Raw genomic sequence first — 23,987 nt, 5'->3', positions numbered from 1 at the left:
ACCCGGCCTCCCGCTTCCGACGGAAATTCCCGTCAGAGCAGACCGCCGGTGATGCCCAGCAACCCGTGGTCCGACGAGGCGGGCCCCCCGTCGTGCGAGTCGCCGGTCACCCCGTCGGTGAGTCCGCCCGTCACGTCACCGACCGTGCCGGTGACCCCGGGAAGGAGACTGTCCACGTGGTGCGTGACACCGCCCACCACGGAAGGCACGTCCACCGGCGGCACCACGCCGCCGACGGCGCCCTCGCCGAGGCCCAGGCCACCCAGGGTGTCGTGGACACCGAGGCCGCCGACGATGCCGTCGACCTGACCGTGCACGCCGGAGAGGACACCACCGGTCACGTCCCCGCCGAGCACCGGGTCGGTGACGCCGAGCACCCCGGTCGGGTCCCCGACCGTGCCGGTCGCGCCGCCGAGCACCGGGTCGACGATGCCGTCGACCGGCTGCACCACGTCGGCGTCGAGCGTGTGCGCCACGTCGGCCACACCGGTCAGGTCGGTGTCGAGGCCGCTCGGGCCCACGCCCAGGCCGACACCCGGCAGCACGGTCACGCCGGCCGCGACGGTCGACGGGTCGACGGCGATGGCGCCGAGCACACCGGCCTTGACGTCCACACCGGAGGGCGAGCTGGTGACGCTGATCTGCTGCGCCACGCTCTGCAACTGGCCGACCACGTCGGTGGCGTCGGTGACCAGCGGGTCGAACCCGAGCTGCCCGACCGCCGGGGCCAACGGCGCGAGGCCCGCGCCGGGCGCGTAGTCGACCACGAGCGGCACCACGTCCTGCACGTCGGCGGCGGTGATGTCGCTGAGCCCCGCGTTGTGCAGCGCGCCCTCCGGGTCGAGGTCGAAGGCCGACCGCGCGTCGGGGTTGGTCAGCAGGTCGAGCACGAAGTCGTGGAGGGTCTGTTGCGAGTCCATGTGCCGGTTCTCCTCGGATTGGCAGCGGCGACCGTCGTTCGTCGAGAGGAACGCTATGGCGGGGGCCGGCCCCGGACATCGGGGCTGCGCCCGCAATCGATCACGCCGCGTTAGGGCTTTCGCCGGCTCCTCCGTTAGGGGGACTGGGGGAAACCGTCCCGGTCAGATTAGGGTGCCGACCACGCAGTGATCTCTGGTACGAACGTAGGGGCCCGCGGGTTTCGCCGGGGGTGGGTCGCCGGACAGCGCCGACGCCATCGCCATCAGCCGGCCAGTCGCGGAAAGAGAAGAGACGGATGCCGTACGTCCTGGGGATAGACATCGGAAGCACCAACACCGCCGCCGCCGTCGCTCGGCGGGACGGCCGGACCTGGACGCGTCCGGAGGCTGTTCCACTGAACGCCGGCTCGCCGCTCGTACCGTCGGTGCTGCACCTGGCCGAGGACGGCGCGTTGCACATCGGCGGGCCCGCCACCGACGACGGCAGTCGTACCACCAGGGACTTCGTCCGCCGCATCGGCGACGACGTACCCCTGCTGCTCGGTGGCGAGGCGTGCCCGCCGCAGACGCTCACGGCGGAGTTGGCGGCCTGGGTGGTGGAGCAGGTGCACGCGGCGGAGGGCGGCCCGGCCGAGGCGGTCGTGCTCAGCCACCCGGCGAGCTGGCGACCGTACCGACGGGAGCTGCTGCGCCGGGCGCTCGTCGACCTCGGACTGCGCACGGTCACCCTGCTCCCCCGCACGGTCACGGTCGCCGAGAGTCACGCGGCGCGCGGCTTCGCGGGCACCACGGCGGCCGTCTACGCGTTGGGCGGCGCCAGTTTCGAGGCGGCCCTGGTCCGGCGCACTCCCCGCGGCACCTACGAGAGCTTCGGCACACCGCAGGGCCTCGACCCGATCGGCGGGGCCGACTTCGACGAGCTGCTGGCCACCCACGTCCGTACGGTGCTGTCCCGGGAGCTGGCGGCCATCGGGCGGCGGGACCACCACGCCGCGCTGCGCGGCCTGCCGGCCGAGTGTGACCGGGTCAAGCGGGCGCTGACCGTCGAACCGGCCGCTGACGTGGTGTTGAGCCTGCCGACCGGCCCGGCACGGATCCCGGTGACCCGCGCGCAGTTCGAGGCGATGATCCGACCCACGGTGCAGGCCACCGTGGACCTCCTGCTGCGCACCGTGCACGGCGCCGGCCTGACGCCGACGCAGCTCGACGGCGTCCTGTTGGCCGGCGGGTCGGCCCGCATCCCGCTGGTCACCGAGCTGATCACCACGGCGCTCGGTGTGCCGGTCGAGGTGGAGCCGGACGCGCAGCTCACCGCCGCCACCGGAGCCGCCCACGCCGCCTGCCAGGTGGTGTCCCCCCGGCCGCGCCCCCGCCCGCCGGCACCGGTCCGCGACCCGGCACCGGCCGCCACCGGGGGCCGGGCCGTCATCCCGGCCCTGCGGCGGCCCCGGGACCACGCCACCGATCCGGGCGACCCGCCACCCCGACCGCCGGTCCGGATCCTGCCCCTCGACCTGCCGAAGGCGTCCCGCCTGGCACTGACGCTCAGCCGGGGACGCGAAGGATGACGACAATGATCATAAAAGACCTCGTCGAGTCCCGACTGGTGTTGGGCCGCGCGCCCAGGGCCCTGCTGGACCGGGTCGCCGACGATCCGGTCGCGCCGCTCACCGTCGGTCTGGCCGGCCCCGCCGGACACGGCAAGACCGCCCTGCTCACCGAGCTGACGCGCATCCAGCAGCGGGCCGGCGGCACCGTACGCACGGGCGTTCCCGGGCCCGGCGAGCCCGTCGACCCGGACGATTTGCTCCTGGTCGACGACGCGCACCTGCTCGACGACGAGCGGATCGGCGTGCTGCTGCGGCTGGTCGCCACCCGCCGGCACCGGATGGTCGTCGCCCACCGCCCGTGGCCGCGCTCGGCGGCCCTCACCGAACTGGTCGACACGCTGCGCCGCGACGGGCAGGCCGTGCTGCTCGGACCGCTCACTCTGGAGCAGACCGCGGCCTGCCTCGCCGGCGTCCCCGAGTTGGCCCCGCGTCCCGAACTCGTCGACTTCGTGCACGCGCAGACCGGTGGTGTCCCCCGCGACGTCGAGCGGCTGACCCGCGCGCTGCGCGCGGCACCGAGCCTGAGCACCGTGCCGACCGAGCCGCCCCGGTCCGTCGTGCTGGAATTCGCGCCGGAGCTGGAGATCCAGCCCGCCCCCGTACGACGGCTGCTGCTCGCGGTCGCGGCCGGCGTACCCCTGCCGGTGGCCCTGCTCGGCCCGCTGCTGGACCAGGAGCCGGAGGCGGTCGACGAGCTGATCGCCACGACCCGGGCGGCCGGCCTGATCGGCGCGGACGGCCGGCTCACCCCGTTGGTCCGTCGGGCCGTCACCACGCTCAGTCCGACCACCGAGCGCAGCGCCCTCTGGCGTCGCCTCACCGAATTGCAGCTCGCCCGGGGCGGCCCGGTGCTGCCGCTGGTCCGTTCCCTGCTCGCGGTGGGCGTCCTCGGCGACTGTCCGGCCCCGACGCTCGCTGCGGCGGCGCAGGAGGCGCTGGCCGACGAACCGGCCTTCGCCGCCGACCTGTTCGCGGCAGCCACCGCCGCCGGGCACCCGACCGGTGCCCGGCAGGCCCACGCCGCCGCGCTCGCCGGCGACCTCGACGACGCGCTGCGCCTGGCGGACCGGCTGCTGACCACCGCCGAGCCGGCGGATCGCGCCGAGGCGGCGGTGGTGGCCGCGACGGCGCTGGCGCACCGGGGCCACGCCGGCCGCAGTGTCGAGCTGTACCGCTGGTCGGGCACCGCCTCGTCGGTGGCGTTCGCCGCCGTGGGCGCGCTCGCCATCGGCGACCTGACCGCCGCCACGCCGCCCGTGGACGAGCCCGGCGGCGCACCGCCCACCCTGCACGCCAGCGCCGCCCGGCTGATGGCCGACGGGGTACGCGAGAGCGTCGCCGGCACGCCGAGCGCGGCGCTCTCCGCGCTCGTGCAGTCCGCCGCCCTGCTGGAGCCGGACGGTCGGGCGGCCCTGCTGCCGGACAGTCCGGCAGCGCTGGCCGCGTTGACCGCCGTGCACTGTGGTGAGTTGGACATCGCCGAGCGAGTCCTGCACCGTGCGCAGACCGGCGGGGTCGGCGGTCCGCTGATGGCCCGCCGGCATCGGCTGTTGCAGGCCTGGATCCTCATGGTCCGGGGCCAGACGCTCGCGGCGGCGGAACGCCTCGCCACGGTCACCGCCGACGAACGTCCGTTGGAGTCCCGCGACCTGCTCTTCGCCGCCGCGCTGCGGATGGGCATCGCCCGGCGCACGAGCGACCTCGGCGCGCTCAAGCGGGGTTGGGGCCAGGCACTGGAGGCGGTGGTCCGGCACGGGGTGGACCTGTTCACGCTGCTGCCGCTGGGCGAGCTCGCCATCGCGGGCGCGCGCCTCGGTGACGTCGCCCGGTTGGCGCCCTACCTGCGCGAGGGCGACGCGCTGCTCGACCGGCTCGGCACACCGACACTGTGGAGCGTGCCGCTGCGTTGGAGCGGGTTGCACGCCGCCATCCTGACCGGTGAGCCGACGGCCGCCGACGACCATGTCGCCGCTCTGCTGGCCGCCTCCGCGCACAGCCGCTACGCCGGCGTGGTCGCGGCGGCCGCCGAGAGCTGGGTCGAGGTGCTGCGGGGCGTGGTCGACCCGGTACGCGTCGAGGCCGCCGCCCGGGGCCTGCACGACACCGGACTGTGCTGGGACGGCGCCCGCCTCGCCGGGCAGGCCGCGATCCGCACCTCGGACCGGCGGGCGATGACCACCCTGCTCGAGTGCGCCCGGGTGCTGCAGGGCCGGCCCGCCGGCGCGACCGGCGGGCAGCGCCCGAGCGACAGCGCGACGGCCCCGCCGGTCGCCGCCGCCGGCCCCACCCAGCAGGGACTGAGCGACCGCGAGTACGAGGTCGCCGAGCTGGTGCTGGCCGGGCTGACGTACCGGGAGATCGGTGACCGGCTCTTCATCTCGGCCAAGACCGTGGAGCACCACGTCGCCCGGATGCGCAACCGGCTGCACTGCGCCAACCGGGCGGAGCTGCTGGCGTTGCTGCGCACCATGGTCGCCGACCGGGCCAGCGACGCCGCCGGACAGCCGTGGCCGCAGCGGCCGGCCCGATGAGCCGGCCCACCGGACGGAGCGTCAGGTGACGCGCGCAGGACGGCCAGGGGTCCGGCTCCTCGCGGCAGCGGCGGTGCTGCTCACGCTCTGGTCGTACGCGGCCTATCTGACCTGCCAGGACGCCGTCGACCTGCTGCGGGTGCGGGCCCTGGCGGACACCCTGGGCCAGCCCATCGACCGGCTGGTCCTGAGTCTGCAGACCGAACGTCGGGCGACCGTCGAGACACTGGCCGGCGCCGCGCCCGCGCGGGCCACGCTGGCCGAGGCGAGGGCGGCGACCGACCGGGCGGCGGCGCAGGTCCGGGCGTTCGGGAACGGACACGACCTGCGCCTGCTCAGCGCGGGCACGGTCCGCGACCGGGCCGACACCCTGATCCGGCGGCTGAACGGGCTGGGGGCGATCCGCTCCCGGCTGGACGACGGTCAGCTCGACCAGGCGGGGGCGGTCGACGGGTACGACACGCTCGTCGACGCCGCCTTCGACGTGTACGGACCGGAGTGGGGCGCGTACGAGAGCAGGCTGGCGGGCGACACCCGTGCGGTGATCGCGCTGGCCCGGGCCCGTGAGCTGCTGGCCCGGGAGGACACCCTGGTCACGGCGGCCGTGGTGAGCGGTCGGCTGGGCAGCGAGGAGCGCCGCCGGCTGAGCGAGCTGGTGGCCGTGCAGCGGTACGCCCGGGCCGAGGCGACGGCCGGCCTGCCGGACGGCGGCCAGGGCGAGCACCAGCGGCTCGTGGCGGGCCCCGAGTTCGCGGGCCTGCTCGCCGTGGAGAACACCCTGCTGCGCCCCGACCGGGCCGACGCGCTGCGCGGGGTCAGCACGCAGGACTGGCGCGCGGCGGCGGACCCGGCCCTCAACGCGCTGCACGAGTCGGTGACCAGCACCGCCCGCGCGAGCGTCGAACGGGCCACGCCCGGCGCCGCGGTGGTCGTGGGGCGGACCGGCCTGGTGGTGGGTCTCGGGCTGATCGCCGTACTGGCGGTGCTGTTCGGCTGGGCCGGGGCCGTCCGCCGGGAGCCCGACGACCAGGCCGCGCCGGGCACCGAGCCGCCGGCCGCACCCGTCGACCCCGTGCCGCCGGACGCCGTGAGCGACGGCGGTGGCGATGGGCCGGATCGTCGTACCGCGGAGCTGTTCCTACGGATCATCCGGCGCAACCAGGTCCTGCTGCGCGACCAGCTCGACCTGCTGGACGCGATGCAGCGGCGCGAGCGCGACGCCACGGAGGCCGACGAACTGTTCCAGCTCGACCACCTCACCACCCGGATCCGCCGCAACGTGGAGAAGGTGATCACGCTGGCCGGCGCGACGCCCGCGCGGCGCTGGCGACGCCCGGTCCCCCTGCTCGACGTGACCCGTGGCGCGGTCGCCGAGGTGCCGGAATACCACCGGGTCCTGGTGGCGCCGCACTGGCCGTGGTCGCTCGCCGGTCCCGCCGTCACGGACGTCGTGCACCTGCTGGCCGAGCTGATCGAGAACGCGCTGACCGTCTCGGCCACCGACACCACGGTCCGGGTCACCGGCGAGCACCGGCCGCACGGCTGCGCGATCGCGGTGGTCGACGACGGTCCCGGCCTCGACGCCGCCGCGCTCGACGCGCTGAACCACCTGCTCGCCAGCCCGCCGAGCGAGGCGCCGACCGACGCCGGGGGGCTGTACGCGGTCGCCCGGCTGGCCGCCCGGTGCGGTGCCCAGGTCACCCTGCGGCCCAGCCGGCGCGGCGGGACGGCGGCGATCGTGTACCTGCCGGCGGAGTTGGTCACCGTGACCGGCGGCGGACCGGGCCCGGTGGCCGCCGGAGCCGCGCACCGGCCCACGTCCGGCGCTCCGCCCCGGCCCGCTGCGGCCGACGCGGGCCGGACGGGCAGCGCCGACGGGCTGCCGATGCGAGTCCGCCAATCCGGGCCGACCGTGCCCGGTCCCGGCAACGCCGGCCCCGAGACCGTCGAGCTGCCGATCACGAGAACAACGAGGAGACATCGATGACGCACGCAGTGGTCACCGAGGACAGCCTGACCGGCGCGCTGGACCGCCTGGTCGACCGGGTACGCGGTGCGGAGTTCGCCGTGGTGCTCTCCCCGGACGGGCTCCCGCTCGGCGGCTCCCGGCAGGTGGAGGCGAAGCTGGCCGAACAGATCTCCGGGATCGTCGCCGGCTTGTTGGCGCTGGGACTGGCCGCCACCCGGACCTGCGACGCGGGCGGGCTGCGCCAGATCGTGGTGCAGATGTCGCGGGCCTTCCTGTTCGTCGCCACCATCTCGAACGGGACCATCCTGACCGTCCGGATCTCCGGCGACGAGGTCGAGGTGGGCGACATGGCGTACGAGGTCGCGCTCTTCGTCGGGCAGGCCGAACGGCACCTGCCGATCCGCCTGCAGACCGCTGCGGCGGCGAGGAGCGGAGATTCTGGTGCCCAGCGCCGGCTCCGCTGACGAGGCGTGGTACGACGACGACGCCGGCCCGGTCGCCCGTCCGTACACGATGACCGGTGGGCGTACCACGCCCGAGCGCGGCCGGTTCGACCTCATCTCGCTGGTCGTCGCGCGGAGATCGACGACAGCGCCGACGTCACTCTTCCCCGAACAGGCGCGAATCGTCGAGCTGTGTCACCATCCAGTGTCGGTGGCTGAGGTCAGCGCCGAACTGGACCTGCCGCTGGGCACCGTCCGGGTCCTGCTCGGTGACCTGCTCGGGGCGGGACTGATCGAGACGCACGAGCCGCCGTCGCTGTCGGAGGTGCCGTCGCAGGAGCTGCTCGAGTCGATACTCGTCGGGCTGCGCGCCCTGTGACCGCTCGGGTGCCACCGCGACCCAGCGGTCGCGGGCGGGCGTCCGGTGACGAAGTGAAGGGGAGAAAGGCAGTGCCGGCAACACCGCCGCAGCCACGGCGTACTGTGGCGATCATCCTGCTGGACCGGATCGTGGCCGCCGCCGCAGCCGTACGGCGGGTGGTCACCGGCCAGGCCGACGTGTCGCGGGCCACCTGGGTCGCCGTAGTCGCGGCGCTCGGGGTGGTGGTGGCGACGGTGGTCTCGATCGTCGGCGTGGTGCGTACCCCGGAGCAGCTCGCGCCGGTGACCCTCGACGCGCCGCCGTCGGTGGACCAGCTGGGCACGCCCGGTCCCGGCACGCCCCGGGGGCAGGCCCGTCCGGCCGCCACCAGCCCGACCGGCGCGGGGTCGCCCTCGGCCAGCGCCGCGCCGCCACCCGCCGAGCCGTCGACGAGCGCGCCGGCCGTGACCCCCTCGTCGGCCCCGCCGACCCCGGCCGCCCTCGCCGCCGCCTTCGCCATCGAGGACAAGGCCCTGCTGAGCTACGGGGCGACCGTGACGATCAGCAATCCGGGGCCGGTGCTGGCGACGGGGTGGACGCTGGCCGTCACGCTGCCCCGGGAGTCGCTGCGCGTCAGCGCGGTCGAGGGCGCGCGAGCCACGCAGGACGGCGCCGTGTGGACGTTCGTGCCGGACGGCAGCGCGGGGCAGGTGCCGGGTGGCGCCTCGACGCGGGTGACGTTCCGGGTCAACGGCGCGGCGGTCGGCGCGACGCCGACGGCGTGCACGATCGACGGGGTCGCCTGCGGCGGTCTGGCGGACTGACCCCGACCGGCGAACCTACCCCGGCCGCCGAGGCTCGGGCCGCCGGCCCGACCCCGGTGGCGGGCGTCGCTCATGCTGGAAGGGTGATTCGCTTCGTCCTGAACGTCCTGTGGCTCATCTTCGGTGGTGGCCTCGTGCTGGCGATCGGCTACGGCTTCGCCGCGCTGATCTGCTTCCTGCTGGTCGTCACCATCCCGTTCGGTGTCGCCTCGCTGCGCCTCGCCGTCTACTCGCTGTGGCCCTTCGGTCGCACGCTGGTGCCCAAGCCAGGCGCGGGCGTCGGCTCCGGGCTGGCGAACGTGCTCTGGGTGGTGCTGGCCGGCTGGTGGCTCGCCCTGTCGCACATCCTCGCCGGCATCGCGCTCTGCGTGACGGTCATCGGGATCCCCTTCGGCGTCGCCAACTTCAAGCTCGTCCCGGCCGCCTTCTGGCCGCTGGGCCGGGAGGTCGTCGACGTGCCGTGACGGGTCGCCGGGTCGCCCGTCCTACGGCGGGCGACCCGGTCGGGGCCGGCTGCGTCGATAGTGGACAATCCGGTTACCCCCGACGGACCCCTCGGATAGGAGCCTGGCATGGCCGGCCCGGACGCAGAACTCACCGCGACGCTTCAGCCCGACGTGCCGCACGCGGCGCGGATCTGGAACTACTGGATGGGCGGGAAGGACAACTTCCAGTCCGACCGGGCGGCCGGTGACGCGGTCGCCGAGGTCTACCCGGAGATCGTCCTGATGGCGCAGCAGTCCCGCCGCTTCCTGGTCCGGGCGGTCCGGTACCTGGCCGCCGAGGCGGGCATCCGGCAGTTCCTGGACATCGGCACCGGCCTGCCGACCATGCAGAACACCCACGCGGTCGCCCAGGCCAGCACACCCGACGCGCGGATCGTCTACGTCGACAACGACCCGATGGTCCTCGTGCACGCCCGCGCGCTGCTGGCCAGCACGACCGCCCAGGGCGTCACGACGTACGTGCCGGCCGACTACCACGACCCGGAGGCCATCCTCGCCGAGGCAGCGAAGACGCTCGACTTCGACCAGCCGATCGCCGTGATGTTCATGGGCGTGCTGGGGTACGAGCCGGACCTGGAGGTGGTGCGCTCGATCGTCGGGCGGACGATGGACGCCACCACGTCCGGCAGCTACCTGGTGCTCTGGGACGGCACCAACACCAGCCCGGAGGTGGTCTCCGGCGCGCAGCGACTGGCCGAGAACGGCGGAGTCCCGTACATCCTGCGCAGCCCGGCGGACCTCGCCGGCTGCTTCTCCGGGCTGACGATGGTGGAGCCCGGTCTCGTGCCGATCCCGCTGTGGCGTCCGGACGAGGCCGACGCCCGGGGTATCGACGCCTACGGCGCGGTGGCCCGCAAGCCCTGACCGACGCCGAACCCCGGCTGGGCCGTGTGTCGAAGTCCTCGGTCGAGCCGAGGCGGAGTCCAGGGACTTCGACACACGGCCTGGGTCGCCCCGATCAGCGCGTGCAGGCCAGCGTCAGCCCGGCCGGCGGCGCGCTGGCCGTCGCGAGCAGACCGAACGTCGTCACCCCGTCCGGCGCCAGCGTCCCGTTGTACGGTGCGTTGCGCACCACCACATCGGCGCCGGCCGGGTCGACGACGCCACCCCACACCGCCTGGATCCGCTCGTCGCCCGCCCAGCGCCACGAGACGCGCCACTGGTCCATCGGTTGCGTGCCGACGTTGCGGACCGTCACCGTGGCGACGAAGCCGGTACCCCAGCGGGAGTCGATGGTGGCGGTCGCGCGGCAGGACTCCAGCGGGGCGGTCCGGACGGACCCACCGTAGTACGGTTCCCACCGGCCGTCGGAGTCGCGGAACCCGAACCAGTACTCGGTGTCGGGCGTCAGCCGGTCGAAGGTGACAACGCCGTCGCGCTCGGTGGAGACCAACTCGGCCACCGGGTTCTGCCACGAGTAGGCGTCGTCGCGGCTGGCGAAGAGACCGACGGTGATCGGCGGTCGGTAGCCGCACGGCGGGCTCATCGCGATGTAGTAGGCGATCGTCAGGCTGGTGGTGGTGGCCGCGGACAGCCGACCGCCGATGGGCAGTGCCGGCGGGCAGGCGGGCGTGGGCGTGGGTGTCGGCGCCACCGTGACCGACGCCGTGTGTGTCGGCGCCGCCTGGGCGACACCGGTCGTCGCGGCCCAGCCGGTCATGGCGGTGGTCAGGGCGATGGTCGTGAGAGCCAGCAAGATGCGACGCATCCGTACCTCCGAGAAGCCGTCGCCGTCGCGGCCACGCGTGGGCGGCCGACCGTACGGATCCGGATCTGCGCGGCCGCCCGACGGCGATCGGCATGCGGCCGCTGACGGGGACTGCCCGGGCGCGGGTGGTGGGGCCACCTCGCGCGTCCCCGACTCCGGAACAGGGGTCGACCGCGCCGGCTCCCGAGCGCGGCCGAACCACAGCATGGCATTCGACGGATGTCGATACAAGCGGGGTGTCGCGAGCCCGTCGGACGCACGCACGCCCTGGGCGGCCGGAGCGACTACCTCACCGCCGTGGACTTCGACGGCGACCTGAACGGGCGCAACAACTGGGACCGCGCCGGGACGTCCGGCACGTCGCTCGCCGCGCACGTGTACTACTCCGTGGTGGAGACGAGCACGCACTGGTACCTCACGTACCTGTTCTTCCACCCCCGGGACTGGACCGACCACCCGTTCTTCGAGACCGAGCACGAGAACGACGGCGAGGGGGTGCTCTTCGCGATCGAGCGGGACGGCTCCACGTACGTCGTGCTGCGCGGGGCGGTCACCGTCGCGCACAGCGACTTCTACTCGTACACGCCGGCCGGCAGCACCTGGACCAGCGGCCGGGAGAGCGTCGACGGCACCCTGCAGTTCCAGTCGTCGCCGCACGACTCCTTCTCGCACCCGGTCACCGCACAGGAGGCGCAGGGCCACGGACTGAAGGCGTACCCGCAGTACGCGATCAACGGCGACGGCCTGGTCTACTACCCGTCCACAGTGGCCGAGACGCCGGAGAGCGGCGACGACCGTAACGTCCGTTACCAGCTCGTCGACATCTTCGCCGCCGGCGGTCTGTGGGCGCAGCGGACCAACGCGAACCTCTTCGCCAGCCTGGGCACCTTCGCCGGCGACACCTCCGGCGGCTGCGGCTCGGGCACCTGGAGCTGCGGCACGAACTCCGCGAACGCCCCCTGGGGCTGGGACGACGGCAACGACGTGCCCGCCCGGGGCGAGCTGGCCAGCGATCCGGCGAAGCTGTCGGTGGAGTACTTCACCGTTCCGGCCGGGTTGGCGCGCAGCTACAGCTACAACCCGTACGCCGGTGCCGCCGCCGCCCTCTCCGAGGCGGCCCGGACGGCGCCGCCGACCGTCGACTGACCGATCCGCGCGGGTGCGCGGCCGGCACCTGGTCGGCCGCGCACCCGCACGAAGGATCGCGCCGCGCCGGGCGGCCACGTAACCTGCGCGGATGCGACACACCCTCGCACCGGACGACGAGACCCTGCACGGCCACTTCTCCCCCGACCTCGAGCCGGTGCTCACCATCGACCCCGGCGACACCGTCACCTACCGCACCCTGGACTGCTGGTGGTCGGACGGCCCCTATCCCGGCGGCGCGAACCGGGACCGTCCCCGGGCCCCGCAGTACCGGACCGGCGACGGCCACGCGCTCGTCGGACCGGTCGCGGTCCGCGGCGCTCGCGCCGGCCAGACCCTCGCGGTACGCGTCGACGCGATCGTCCCGGGCCGGTGGGGCACGACGGTGGCCGGCGGGTGGCCGAGCGGCTTCAACGAGCGCTACGGCGTCGAGTCGACGCAGGTGGTGCACGCCTGGGAACTGGACCCGGTGGCGATGACCGGCCGAAACCAGCACGGCCACACGGTGGCACTGCGGCCCTTCATGGGCGTGCTCGGCATGCCGCCGGCGGAGCCGGGGCGGCACTCCACCACGCCGCCGCGCGACTGCGGCGGCAACCTGGACTGCAAGGACCTGACCGCCGGCAGCACGCTGCTGCTGCCGATCCCGGTCGACGGAGGGTTGTTCTCGGTCGGGGACGGGCACGCCGCGCAGGGCGACGGCGAGGTCGGCGGCACGGCGATCGAGTGCCCGATGGACGAGGTGACGCTGACCTTCGACGTCCGCGACGACTTCCCGGTCACCGGCCCGGTCGCCCGTACGGCCGACGCCTGGCTGACGCTGGGCCTGGGAGCGTCCCTCGACGAGGCGACGTTCCGGGCCCTGGAGCAGATGCTGACCCTGCTGCAACGGCTGCACGGCCTCAGCCGGCCGGACGCGGCGGCGCTGGCCAGCGTCGTCGTCGACGTGCGGGTGACCCAGATCGTCAACCAGACCGTCGGCGCGCACGCCGTGCTGCGCGACGACGCGCTGCGCTGAGCGGGCGCGTCCGTCCGCCGCGACTCGCGCCGGCCGGACCGGGCGCGCCCTCGCGCGTCGTCACCGCATTCGGCGGGCCGTGAACCGGGCCGGTGGCTCGGCGATCGCGTCCTGCGCCGCGACCAGTTGGATCTCCCGGGTGCCCGCCGCGAGGGTCGCTTCCAGGACGGTGAAGACCGAGGAGACGGTACGCTCCAGCGCCGTGGCCGGTGAGCCGGTGGTCGACAGGTGCGCCAGGTACAGCGCCGCGGTGACGTCGCCGCCGCCGTTCGGGTTGATCGGCAGCAGCGAGGTGGTCACCGCCCAGGCGCCCTCGTCGGAGACCGCCACCACCTCCAGCGTGCCGTCCGGCGCGTCGTCGTGCAGCACGCTGGTCACCAGGACGTGCCTCGGCCCGGTGGCCCGGACGACGTCGACCGCCTCCAGCACCTGCGCGAGGGTGGTGGTCGTACGGCCGGCGAGGAAGTCCAGCTCGAAGTGGTTCGGGGTGATGATGTCGGCGCGCGGCACGACGGTGTCGCGCAGGTACTCCGGGATGCCGGGCCGGACGAACATCCCCCGCCCGACGTCACCCATCACCGGGTCGCAGCAGTAGACGGCGGCCGGATTGGCGGCCTTCACCTGGGCCACCGCGTCCAGGATCACCGCGCCCATCGCCGGGTCGCCCTGGTAGCCGGAGAGCACCGCGTCGGCGCTGCCCAGGACGCCCCGATCGGCGATGCCCGCGATCACCTCGGCCACGTCCGCGGCAGCCAGCAACGGGCCGCGCCACGCGCCGTACCCGGTGTGGTTGGAGAAGTGGACGGTCAGCACCGGCCACACCTCGTGCCCGAGACGCTGCAGGGGGAAGACGGCGGCCGAGTTGCCGACGTGGCCGTACGCGACCGACGACTGGATGGACAGGATCTGCACGGACTCATCATGGCCGCCCGCATCGCCGGGGGATGCGCGGGCCGCCCATTCTGTCGACTGGCCCACTGTCGCCGCGCATCCGGCCGGGCCTGACCGTCGACCGGCCGCCCGGCACGAACGGGCGGCCCGGACCGCCGACGTCCGGGCCGCCCGAGATGGCGTACGGTCAGCCGCCGAGGCTCGCCGCAGCCGAGGCGATCGACGAGGCGAAGTAGCTCACCTGGGTGTAGACGCCCGGGTAGTTGGGCCGGGCGCAGCCGTTGCCCCAGCTGACGATGCCGACCTGGATCCAGGCGTTGGTGGCGTCGCGGCGGAACATCGGGCCGCCCGAGTCGCCCTGGCAGGTGTCCGTGCCGCCGCTGGCGTAGCCGGCGCAGATCTCCTCGGCCGGGATGAGGTCGCCACCGTAGTTGGCGTTGCAGGTGGAGTCGCTGACGAACGGGACGGTCGCCTTGAGCAGGTACCGCTGCTGCGCGCCACCCTCGCGGGCCGCGCCCCAGCCGGCGACGGTGAAGGTGCCGTTGTCGTACGCGGTGGTGGTGGCGATCTTCAACGTGCTCAGCCCGGTGACGGGGGTGGCCAACCGGATCAGCGCCCAGTCCTTGCCGTTGCCGTTGTAGCCGGGCGCCCGGTAGACGTAGTTGGACCGGACGGTGATCCGGCTGGACGACTGGAGGTCGACCACCCCGAGCGTCGCGGTGATGCTGGTGTTGGTGCCGGTCGCACCCACGCAGTGTGCGGCGGTGAGCACCAGCCGGGAGCTGTAGAGGGCCCCGCCGCAGCCCATCGAGAGCCGCACCATGAACGGGAACTCGCCCTGGGCGGCGCGGGTGCCGCCGACCACGTTCGGCGTGACGGGGCTGTCGGCCGCGGCGGGGGCCGCGAGGGTGAGGCTGGCCGCGGCCAGCGCGGCGGCCACCAGGCCGGTGAGGGTACGCCAGCGAACCATGCATTCCTCCGCTTCGGTACGGCACGCCTCGTGAGCGAGCCTGATCGATAGCGGCCATCGTATTGATGTACATAGATGTTGCGGGTCATCCCCGCTGGGTCGTACCCCGAAGTTATGGACCTGGGCCGTGTCTTCAAAGGTTCACAACCACTCAAGTGGCGCGGCGATGGTGGCGGTGGCCTGGAACGAGGCCGCGATCAGCGCGGTCGGGCCGCGGCGCTGAGCGGCGGCGGTAATGCTGATGAGTGCGATGCCTGTGAGTCATCTAGATGACTCACAGGCATCACCCTCATCAGGGTGTTGTCGCCGCCGGTCGCATGGCATGCGGTCGCGAAGACGCACGGTGTGCCTGAAGCGGGTGCAGTCGTTGACGTTGCCGCCCGAGAGCACGAACGCCAGAGTCCGACTCAGTCCATCGAGGCACGTGCTATATCCTGCCCCACCAGGATCCTTTGAAGACACCGCCTAGACGTCGCGGTCCCGCCCACGGCGACGCCCCCGGGCGGCGGCGACCGCCACCAGGCTGACCGCCGCCGCGGCGAGTTGCAGCACCGCGCCGAGCAGATCGACCAGGCTGGAGAGGACGGTAGCGTCGGGAACAAGGTCCATCGCGGCCTCCGGGTTTCGACCCCCACCATCCGCGCCTTGCGGAGGGCTTCCCCCGGGCCCACGGACATCGACGGGCGCCACGCTCATTATGGCAGTGGCCGGCGACCGCACCAACCCCCGACTCCGCGCCGTCGACCCGGCCGGCTCACCGCGCCTGCGACTCCTGCCCGGCCAGCACGATCAGGCCGTCAGGCGGGACTGGTACCGACGCCGTCGCGCCGTCGGGCCAGACGACGTAGCCCATCGGCGGCCCGGCCGATCCCCACCGCGCACCGACGATCGTGGCCGGTCGCGCGTCGTCCGCCCCGGCGACACGTCGTACCCGGGTGCCCGGCGCGTGCCCGTCGTCGGCCACGATGAGCAGCGCGTCGAGGATCTGCCGTACCCCGGTGGTCGGCAGTCCCGGCACGTACGGCTCGTCTCCGTGTTGCAGGCGCGGCGTCATCATCGCGCGCAGCAGCGCGCCCTGGCGGACCGCCGCCTGGCGGAGCTGCCCGTCGACGCCGGCCTCGACGACGGCCAACGCCTCCTCGATCGCCGACCAGAGCCGCGTCGACGTCCGGTCGAGCAGCCGGCGGGCCTCACGGTCGACGTCGGCGCAGGCCGTGTCGACCGCCGTCTCCTCGCCCAGCTCCGCGATCCAGGCGACGTCCCCCACCTCGGGCAGCAGTCCCGGCGACTCGGCGGCGACGACGAGGTACAGCATGGCGAGCAGATCCTGCCGGCCCTCGCCGTGGTAGAGCCGGCCGACGCCGGTGCCGGCCGGTCCGCGGCCGGGCGGGAAACGTTCGACGAGATGCGCGGCCCGGCCCTCCGGCAGGGTCGCCGCCCGGCGGGTGTCGGCCAGCCGTTCGCCGAACGAGCGCCGTTCGCGGCGGTCCACGAGACCCTGACGGTACGGGTCGCCGCCGGTTGGATAGATCGTCCGGCCGTGCGTGGCGAGGGTCTCGCCGGATGCCAGACCGACCGATTCCAGTTGCCGGGCGGCCACCGAGTAGCTGACGCCGCTGCGAGCCGCCTGCTCCCGGATGGCGCGTTTGCGAGCGCGGCCGGCAACGGGGGTACGGCGGGACGGGTGATCGGACATGACGCCTCCGGTGCAGCCCCACGCGCTCCACGGAGCGGGCGGCGTGACCGGCACGCCGAGAATCGACACGATCGCGCGGAGTCGGCGACTCTTGGCCCCGGGCATGTGGTCGGGCGTGGGCCACCACATCGGGCGCGGGCAGGCGCTCTGCCGCCGTCAGCATATCGCGCCCCCGCACCCACGGCCGCCCGCGCGCGACGCCCCGGTGTCAGCCCGCGTCGGCGGGGCTGTCAGCGCCGTGTCGGAGCCGTGTCAGGCGCGCCGCGCACGCTGGTCGGCATGACAACCGATCTGGTGATCGAGGCCGAGGGCCTCGTGAAGACCTTCGGGCAGACGAGGGCGCTGCAGGGCGTCGACCTCGCCGTGCCCCGCGGAACGGTGCTCGGGGTGCTCGGCCCCAACGGCGCCGGCAAGACCACCGCCGTCCGCATCCTCTCCACCCTGCTGACCCCGGACGCCGGAAGCGCCCGCATCGGCGGCTTCGACGTCGTCCGCGACGCCGGGCGGGTCCGACAGCGCATCGGCCTCACCGGCCAGTACGCCTCGGTCGACGAGGACCTGACCGGCCGGCAGAACCTGGAGCTGTTCGGCACGCTGCTGGACCTCGGTCGCGCCGGCGCCCGGCGGCGGGCCACCGAACTGCTCGACTGGTTCGACCTGACCGACGCCGCCAACCGGCCCGCCAAGACGTACTCCGGGGGCATGCGGCGGCGGCTCGACCTGGCCGCGAGCCTGGTCGGCTCACCCGAGGTGATTTTCCTGGACGAGCCGACGACCGGGCTGGACCCGGCCAAGCGCGAGGACATGTGGGACGTGGTCCGGTCCCTGGTGACCAACGGCTCGACGGTGCTGCTCACCACGCAGTACCTGGAGGAGGCCGACGCGCTGGCCGACGCGATCACCGTGATCGACCACGGCCGGGTCATCGCGCACGACACGCCCGACGGGCTCAAGCGGATCGTCGGCGGGCAGACCCTCGAGGTCCGGCCCGCCGACCCGGCGCAGCTTCCCCGGACCGCGGCGATCCTGACCGAGGTCGGCTCGGGCGGACAGGCCGACGAGATCCGCAAGGGCGTCCTCGCCGTGCCGGTCACCGACGACACCGCGCTGACCGAGAGCGTCGCGCGCCTGGCCACCGCCGGCATCGCCGTCACCGAACTCTCCCTGCACCTGCCGAGCCTGGACGAGGTGTTCTTCACCCTCACCGGGCGTACGGCGGCCGAGGACGACACCACTTCCCGTACGGAGGTAGCGGCATGAGCACCCTGTTGGGCGCACCACCCACGACGGGCCCGAAGCTGTCGACCGCAGCCGCGCACCCGCGACCGTTCCGGCTGGTGCGGCACTCGCTGGCGCTCGCCAAGCGCAGCCTCATCAAGACCTGGCGTACGCCCGAAGCGCTGATCGACGTCACGCTGCAACCGGTGCTGTTCCTGGTCATCTTCGTCTACATCTTCGGCGGTGCGGTCGCCGGCTCCACCCATGACTACCTGCAGTTCCTGCTGCCCGGCATCCTGGCGCAGACCATCGCGACCGGGGCGATCGCGATCGGCGTGAACCTCAACACCGACATCGCCAAGGGCATCTTCGACCGCTTCCGGTCGCTGCCGGTCCCCCGCTCCGCACCGCTGGTCGGCGCGGTCCTCGGCGACGTCGTCCGGTACGTGATCGTCACGGTCTCGACCCTCGCGATCGGCTACCTGATGGGCTTCCGGATCGAGACCGACCCGTTCCGGGCCATCGCCGGCTGCGTGCTCGCGGTACTGTTCGCGCTCTGCCTGAGCTGGCTGCCGGTCTGGGTGTCGATGAAGGTGCGCACCCCGGGTGCTGTGCAGGGCCTGATGTTCGCCCTGATCATGCCGTTGAGCTTCGGGTCGAACGTGTTCGTGGGCACCGACACCCTGCCCGGCTGGATGCAGGCCTTCGTGAAGGTCAACCCGATGACCCACCTGGTGGCGGCGGTCCGTGGACTGTTCCTCGGCACCCCGCTCGACGCACACGTGTGGTGGACCCTCGCCTGGTGTGCGGGCTTCGTGGCGGTGTTCATGCCGATGGCGCTGCGCGCGTACCGCAAGAAGGTGTAGCTAGAGCAGGTCGTCCATCAGGTCGCGGATGCGGGCGACCGCGACGCCGACCGGGCGCTCGCGCCACGCGGCCAGCAACGGCTCACGCCGACTCTCGTCCCCGAGAGCGGCGTTGAGCCGTTCACCCTGCCCGACCGGCAGGAACATTTCCATGTGGGTGCCGATCCGCCGAGCGATCGCGGTCAGTTCCCGCGCGGTCTCCACGTCACCCCGGTGGGCGGCGAGTTCCGCCCCGCCCGACGCCCACGCGCCGATCACCGGCAGGTCCCGTGACGTGAGCGCGTCCTCGCGGGCGGACGACAGCAGCGCGGCGGCGCGGGCGTCGGCTTCGCCGCCGGTATCCCCCCGGGCGTGGGCCACCCGCAGGTAGAGCACCGCCGCCGCGGTCCGCAGCATCACCCGCGGCTGCGGCGGCGGTCCCGTCCAGTCCACGAGGGTGCGGCTCACCTCGTCGGCGCGGGCGAGCGCCTCGTCGTACCGCTCACGCCGCCAGGCGACCTGGGCCAGGCCGAGCAGCGCCTGCGCGACGTCCACCTGCTCGGCCTGACCCGAGCGGACCATCTCCGCCAGGCGGCGCTCCGCCTCGTCGTCACCGGTCAGGGCGAGGTGCACCTCGAGGCGTACCCGCACCGACCGAGCGTCCTGCTGGGCACCCACCATCTCCATGTGCCGGACGCTGCGCGTCAGCCACTCGGCCGAGCGGTCCTCCCGTCCGGGCAGCAGGAACTGCCCCACGGCGCCCGCCGCCATCGCCATGCCCCAGTGGTCACCGGCGACCTCGAAGCGGTGGTACGCCTGCTCGGCGTCCTCGATCGACGACTCCGGCAGGCCGCCGTTCTCCCGTACGGCCGCGCGCGCGAACAGACCGAGCCCCTGCACGTACGGGTCCGGGTGGGCGACCAGTTCGTCCGCGCTCTTCAGGCTCTCCTCGACGTCGGACGCGTCGAAACCGGGCAACGCCGACGCGAGCGCGGTCATCCTCGGGGACACCTCGGCGGGCCGTTCGCCCAGGACGATGCGCAGGGCCCGCCGGGCGAGCACGGCCGGCCGCAGGTCGGCGCTGATGCCGGCGTTCACGCCGATCAGCAGGCACGTCCGGGCGAGCCGGTCAGCGTCGGGCAGCGGTCGGCCGCTGGCCCGGCCAGCGACGATCGCCGACCGTCGGCGCCGTGCCGGGTCGTCGACGTGCAGCAGTGGGCGTGCCCAGACCAGGACTTCGAGGTGCAGGCCGCGCACCGTCCAGAGGTGCAGCAGCGCGTCGGCCACGTCGACGGCGGCCGGCTCGTCGTCCGCCGCGAGCGCCCACCGCAGGCCCGCCAGCAGGTTGTCCTGCTCGGCGGCACAGCGGTCGAGCGCATCGACCTGGCCGGGCCCGATGAACCGCCCGGCGATCATGGCCGCCTCGCGCCGGGCCCAGTCGAGCAGGCCGGCCATCGCCGCGTCCCGGTCGCCGGACGCGCCCAGCCGGGCCTCGCCGTACTCGCGGACGGTCTCCAGCATCCGGTAGCGCGGCGGTCCGTCGGCCTCGACCAGGGTCAGCAGGGACTGTTCCACGAGGGTGGCCAGGCCACGACGGACGTCCGGCGTCCCGGCGACCGCCGCGGCGAGGTCGGCGGTGAACGGCGCGGGGATGACCGCGACCCGTTCCAGCAGCGCCCGGTCGTCGGGGGCGAGCAGTTCGCGGCTCCAGTCGACCATCGCCCACAGGCTCGCGTGGCGTTCCGGCAACCCGCGCAGCGCGTCGTCGAGCAGGGCGAACCGGTCGGCCAGGCCGGCCAGCACGTCGTCGATCGGCATGTGCCGCAGCCGCGCGGCGGCCAGTTCGAGGGCCAACGGCAGGTTGTCGAGCCGGTTGCACAGCGCGAGAGCCCGCGCGGTGTCCCAGGTCGGCACCGCGCCACCGGCCCGGGCCCGGGATTCGACAAGTCCGAGCGCGTCGGGGTCCGGCAGGGCGGTCAGTCGGTGGACCCGCTCGCCGGCCAGGCCCAGCGGGGCGCGGCTGGTCGCGAGCACCGCCACCTCCGGTGAGCTCACCGCCAGCAGGTCGGCGACGACGGTGGCGACCGCGTCGAGGACGTGCTCGCAGTTGTCCAGGACCACCAGCCCGTCGAGGTCCGGCGCGAGGGCACCCAACCGCTCCTCGGGGCTGAGCACCCGGCGTTCGAGGCCCAGGTTGCCGCCGGTGGACGAGGTGTCCGCGCCGCCGAGCGCCGCGAGCACGGTGGGCAGCACCTCGTCGGGTGAGCGTAGGCCGGCCAGCTCGACCACCCGTACCCCCCGCCCGGCCGCCGCCGCACGGCGGGTCACCTCGGCCGCGAGCCGGGTCTTGCCCGCGCCGCCGGTCGCCACGATCGTCACCAGGGCCGACTCGTCGAGCGCCGCGTCCAGTGCCGCGACGTCCCGCTCGCGCCCCACCAGGGCGGTCATCGGCCGGCGCCACGCCGCGGGCAGGACGACCCGCGCCGGTGGCCGGGGTGGCGCGACGACGGCCGGCGCGGTCAGTTCGCCGCGCAGCAGCGCCAGGTGGGCCTGAGTGACCACCGGGGACGGGTCGGTGCCGTAGCGGTCGGCGAGGTCGTCCCGGAGACGCTCGACCACCTCCAACGCCTCCGCCTCCCGCCCCTGGGCGGCGAGCAGCCGGACCAGCAGGGCGGCGGACGGCTCGTCCGGCGGCGTCCGCGCGGCCAGCCGGCGCAGGTCGGTCTCGTCGTACGGCCCCGCGCCGGCGAGCGCCGCCTCGGCCCGCAGCGCGGCGACGTCGGCGAACAGGCGCGCGTCGTCCGCGTCGACGATCTCCGGGACCTCGGGGAACAGGGCACGGGCACGGTCGGCCGCGTCGCGGGCGGCACGCGCGTCGCCGGCCCGCAGGGCGACCCGGCCGCCCTCGACGAGCGCCCGGGCCTCGACCGCGTCGACGGTGACCTCCTCGGCGGGAAGGCGGTATCCCCCCGGCACGGCAACCACGGGCAGCCCGAGTCGGCGGACGCGGGACACGAGCGCCTGCACGGCGCCGGTCGCGTCGTCCGGCGGGGTCCCGTCCCACACCGCGTCCACGAGCAGGCTGGTGGAGACCGCCCGGCCGCGCGCGTCGACGAGCGCGCGGAGCACCGCGGCCAGCCGCTCGCCCCGGACCGGCCGGCCGTCGACGGCAAGGGGACCGAGGATCGTGATCTGCACGGGACCAGCATCCCCCACGGCCGCCACGGGCCGTGCGGGGTGCCCGACGGCGTGGGGTGCGTCCTCGACGCCGTGGTGCGTACAGTTTCGGGTCGGACGTGGGGTGGGCCGGGAGAATCCGGCACAGGAAACGGGACGAGACAACGACGCATGACGGTGGACAACATTCCCGACAACGCTCAGAACGGCATCGACCGGAACCGGTTGGAGACCTGCCTGAGCGTCTTCGAGGCGTTGGAGGCCCTGCCGCCGGACCACCCCGACGTGGTGCGGGTGCAGCGGGCCACCGCGCGGCTCTACAAGGTGATCAAGCAGCGGCGGCGTGAGGAGCGGCGGGACGCCATCCTGGCCGCCGACCGGGCGGTGACGGAGGCCACCGCCACCGGCGCCCCGGGCCGGATCGACGACGAGACCCAGGGCATCCCGCTGGCCTCGCCCACCACCGGCGCGACGGCGGGATTCCTGCACAACCCGCGCGGCTGCTACGTCTGCAAGCAGCGCTACCGCGAGGTGGACGCCTTCTACCACCAGCTCTGCCCGTCCTGCGCCGCGCTGAACCGGGAGCGCCGCGACGCCCGTACCGATCTGACCGGCCGGCGGGCGCTGCTCACCGGCGGGCGGGCGAAGATCGGCATGTACATCGCGCTGCGGCTGCTGCGCGACGGCGCGCACACGACGGTGACCACGCGGTTCCCGCACGACGCGGTCCGCCGGTTCGCCGCGATGCCGGACAGCGCGGACTGGCTGCACCGGCTGCGGATCGTCGGGATCGACCTGCGTGACCCGGCGCAGGTGATCGCCCTGGCCGACTCGGTCAGCAGTCAGGGCCCCCTCGACATCCTGATCAACAACGCGGCGCAGACCGTGCGCCGCTCGCCCGGGGCGTACGCCCAGCTCGTCGCCGCGGAGGCCGCGGCCCTCCCGGAGGGTCCGCTGCCGGAACTGATCACGTTCGCCAAGCCGACCGGCTCGGCCGGCAGCCTCACCACCGGGTCGGAGCCGCCCGCTCTCACGCCGCACGCGCTCACCGCGTTGGCGTTGACCAGCGGCTCCGCCTCGCCGGAGCGGATCGCCGCGTCCACCGCCATCGACGCCGGCGGCCTCGTGCCGGACCTCGACCCGGTCAACAGCTGGGTGCAGCGGGTGCAGGAGGTCGACCCGGTCGAGCTGCTGGAAGTGCAGCTGTGCAACGTGACCGCGCCGTTCGTGCTGGTCAGCCGGCTACGTCCGGCGATGGCCGCCGCGAAGGCCCGCCGCAAGTACGTGGTGAACGTCTCGGCGATGGAGGGCCAGTTCGGTCGCGGCTACAAGGGTCCGGGACACCCGCACACCAACATGGCCAAGGCCGCGTTGAACATGCTGACCCGTACCAGCGCCCAGGAGATGCTCACCGACGGCATCCTGATGACCAGCGTCGACACGGGCTGGATCACCGACGAGCGGCCGCATCCGACGAAGATGCGGCTGGCCGACGAGGGGTTCCACGCCCCGCTGGACCTGGTCGACGGCGCGGCCCGGGTGTACGACCCGATCGTGCGCGGCGAGCAGGGCGAGGACCTGTACGGCTGCTTCCTGAAGGACTACGCGCCGTGCGCCTGGTGAACGACGCTCGACGAGGAGAAACACATGTCATCTGACCAGTGGCCGACGCTTGACGAGCTGCAGCGCGAGGAGAACGAGCTGGAGCTCGCGGGCCTGACCGAGACCGACGCGTACGAGCTGGGCGTGCGGGCCGTCACCGCCGCCGCGGAACGCGGGCTCCCGATCTCCGTAGGTGTGTGGCGGGCCGGACGTCAGCTCTTCCACTGTGGCCTGCCCGGATCGACGGCGGACAACGACGCCTGGCTGCGCCGCAAGGGCCGGGTGGTGATGCGGTTCGAGCACTCGTCGCTCTACATGGCCCGGCTCTGCCGGGACAAGAACGTGACGCTGACCGAGCGCTACGGCCTGCCGGCGGCCCGGTACGCCGCCGCCGGGGGCGCGCTGCCGTTGCGGGTGCGCGGCACCGGCGTGGTGGGCTGGATGGGCGTGTCGGGGCTTCCGCAGGTGGACGACCACCGCTTCGTCGTCGACATCCTGCGCGACGCCGCGCGGTAGCCGGCGGGTCCCGCCGCCCGTCAGACGCCTGACGGG

General features: G+C 74.1%; 21 protein-coding genes. 14 read left to right on the top strand and 7 right to left on the bottom strand.

Going from position 1 to position 23,987, the window contains the following annotated elements:
• Positions 1-32: 32 nt before the first annotated feature.
• Positions 33-920: an IniB N-terminal domain-containing protein gene (locus ACN263_RS11435; RefSeq protein WP_422739771.1), complete on the bottom strand. Its 888-nt coding sequence runs from the start codon at positions 918-920 to the stop codon at positions 33-35.
• Between the two features lie 296 nt (positions 921-1,216).
• On the opposite strand from ACN263_RS11435, the gene ACN263_RS11430 reads away from it, so the two are divergent.
• The 8 genes from ACN263_RS11430 to ACN263_RS11395 all read left to right on the top strand — a co-directional run bounded on the left by ACN263_RS11430 (position 1,217) and on the right by ACN263_RS11395 (position 10,028).
• Complete coding sequence (locus tag ACN263_RS11430) at positions 1,217-2,488, top strand: Hsp70 family protein (RefSeq protein ID WP_422739770.1); 1,272 nt, start codon at positions 1,217-1,219, stop codon at positions 2,486-2,488.
• Positions 2,489-2,493: 5 nt separating this feature from the next.
• Entirely contained in the window at positions 2,494-5,061 is a 2,568-nt protein-coding gene (locus ACN263_RS11425) for a LuxR C-terminal-related transcriptional regulator (protein ID WP_422739769.1), read from the top strand.
• Between the two features lie 25 nt (positions 5,062-5,086).
• Positions 5,087-7,048: a nitrate- and nitrite sensing domain-containing protein gene (locus tag ACN263_RS11420; RefSeq protein ID WP_422739768.1), complete on the top strand. Its 1,962-nt coding sequence runs from the start codon at positions 5,087-5,089 to the stop codon at positions 7,046-7,048.
• A complete protein-coding gene (locus tag ACN263_RS11415; RefSeq protein WP_422739767.1) occupies positions 7,045-7,494 on the top strand; it encodes a roadblock/LC7 domain-containing protein in 450 nt (149 codons plus the stop codon). The genes ACN263_RS11420 and ACN263_RS11415 overlap by 4 nt, the downstream gene beginning before the upstream one ends.
• Positions 7,472-7,852, top strand: coding sequence for a DUF742 domain-containing protein (locus ACN263_RS11410; protein ID WP_422739766.1), 381 nt, complete (start codon positions 7,472-7,474; stop codon positions 7,850-7,852). Before ACN263_RS11415 ends, ACN263_RS11410 begins: the two co-directional genes overlap by 23 nt.
• A 71-nt stretch (positions 7,853-7,923) precedes the next feature.
• Positions 7,924-8,658, top strand: a complete 735-nt coding sequence (locus ACN263_RS11405; RefSeq protein WP_422739765.1) for a cellulose binding domain-containing protein — start codon at positions 7,924-7,926, stop codon at positions 8,656-8,658.
• Between the two features lie 83 nt (positions 8,659-8,741).
• Positions 8,742-9,122 (top strand): YccF domain-containing protein, encoded by a 381-nt coding sequence (locus tag ACN263_RS11400; protein ID WP_422739764.1) that lies wholly within the window; start codon positions 8,742-8,744, stop codon positions 9,120-9,122.
• Positions 9,123-9,230: 108 nt separating this feature from the next.
• The gene (locus ACN263_RS11395; RefSeq protein ID WP_422739763.1) at positions 9,231-10,028 is read left to right on the top strand and encodes an SAM-dependent methyltransferase; all 798 of its coding nucleotides are present in this window, start codon (positions 9,231-9,233) and stop codon (positions 10,026-10,028) included.
• 94 nt (positions 10,029-10,122) lie between these two features.
• Here ACN263_RS11395 and ACN263_RS11390 read toward each other — a convergent pair whose 3' ends face one another.
• Complete coding sequence (locus ACN263_RS11390; RefSeq protein WP_422739762.1) at positions 10,123-10,872, bottom strand: cellulose binding domain-containing protein; 750 nt, start codon at positions 10,870-10,872, stop codon at positions 10,123-10,125.
• A gap of 219 nt (positions 10,873-11,091) precedes the next feature.
• On the opposite strand from ACN263_RS11390, the gene ACN263_RS11385 reads away from it, so the two are divergent.
• On the top strand, positions 11,092-12,018 hold the full coding sequence (locus ACN263_RS11385; RefSeq protein ID WP_422739761.1) for a hypothetical protein: 927 nt from the start codon (positions 11,092-11,094) through the stop codon (positions 12,016-12,018).
• A gap of 91 nt (positions 12,019-12,109) precedes the next feature.
• A complete protein-coding gene (locus tag ACN263_RS11380; RefSeq protein ID WP_422739760.1) occupies positions 12,110-13,036 on the top strand; it encodes an acetamidase/formamidase family protein in 927 nt (308 codons plus the stop codon).
• Between the two features lie 60 nt (positions 13,037-13,096).
• On the opposite strand, the gene pdxY is transcribed toward ACN263_RS11380, so the two are convergent.
• The 4 genes from pdxY to ACN263_RS11360 all read right to left on the bottom strand — a co-directional run bounded on the left by pdxY (position 13,097) and on the right by ACN263_RS11360 (position 16,593).
• On the bottom strand, positions 13,097-13,948 hold the full coding sequence (gene pdxY / locus ACN263_RS11375) for a pyridoxal kinase PdxY (protein WP_422739759.1): 852 nt from the start codon (positions 13,946-13,948) through the stop codon (positions 13,097-13,099).
• A 166-nt stretch (positions 13,949-14,114) separates the two neighbouring features.
• On the bottom strand, positions 14,115-14,897 hold the full coding sequence (locus tag ACN263_RS11370; RefSeq protein WP_422739758.1) for a S1 family peptidase: 783 nt from the start codon (positions 14,895-14,897) through the stop codon (positions 14,115-14,117).
• 465 nt (positions 14,898-15,362) lie between these two features.
• Positions 15,363-15,506, bottom strand: coding sequence for a hypothetical protein (locus ACN263_RS11365; RefSeq protein WP_422739757.1), 144 nt, complete (start codon positions 15,504-15,506; stop codon positions 15,363-15,365).
• A 145-nt stretch (positions 15,507-15,651) separates the two neighbouring features.
• Positions 15,652-16,593, bottom strand: coding sequence for a hypothetical protein (locus ACN263_RS11360; RefSeq protein ID WP_422739756.1), 942 nt, complete (start codon positions 16,591-16,593; stop codon positions 15,652-15,654).
• A 279-nt stretch (positions 16,594-16,872) separates the two neighbouring features.
• Between ACN263_RS11360 and ACN263_RS11355 the strand changes: the two genes are divergently transcribed.
• Positions 16,873-17,853, top strand: a complete 981-nt coding sequence (locus ACN263_RS11355) for an ATP-binding cassette domain-containing protein (protein WP_422739755.1) — start codon at positions 16,873-16,875, stop codon at positions 17,851-17,853.
• Complete coding sequence (locus ACN263_RS11350; RefSeq protein WP_422739754.1) at positions 17,850-18,677, top strand: ABC transporter permease; 828 nt, start codon at positions 17,850-17,852, stop codon at positions 18,675-18,677. The genes ACN263_RS11355 and ACN263_RS11350 overlap by 4 nt, the downstream gene beginning before the upstream one ends.
• On the opposite strand, the gene ACN263_RS11345 is transcribed toward ACN263_RS11350, so the two are convergent.
• Entirely contained in the window at positions 18,678-21,854 is a 3,177-nt protein-coding gene (locus ACN263_RS11345) for an AfsR/SARP family transcriptional regulator (protein ID WP_422739753.1), read from the bottom strand.
• Positions 21,855-22,004: 150 nt separating this feature from the next.
• Between ACN263_RS11345 and ACN263_RS11340 the strand changes: the two genes are divergently transcribed.
• Positions 22,005-23,456 carry an SDR family NAD(P)-dependent oxidoreductase gene (locus ACN263_RS11340; protein ID WP_422739752.1) on the top strand — a complete coding sequence of 484 codons (1,452 nt, stop codon included), beginning with the start codon at positions 22,005-22,007 and terminating at the stop codon, positions 23,454-23,456.
• Positions 23,457-23,480: 24 nt separating this feature from the next.
• A complete protein-coding gene (locus tag ACN263_RS11335; RefSeq protein WP_422739751.1) occupies positions 23,481-23,951 on the top strand; it encodes a heme-degrading domain-containing protein in 471 nt (156 codons plus the stop codon).
• Positions 23,952-23,987 lie beyond the last annotated feature (36 nt).

Origin of the sequence: Micromonospora sp. WMMD729 (genome assembly GCF_049315225.1) — a bacterium.
Classification (GTDB): Bacteria; Actinomycetota; Actinomycetes; order Mycobacteriales; family Micromonosporaceae; genus Micromonospora.
This window is presented reverse-complemented; position numbering and strand designations above follow the sequence as displayed.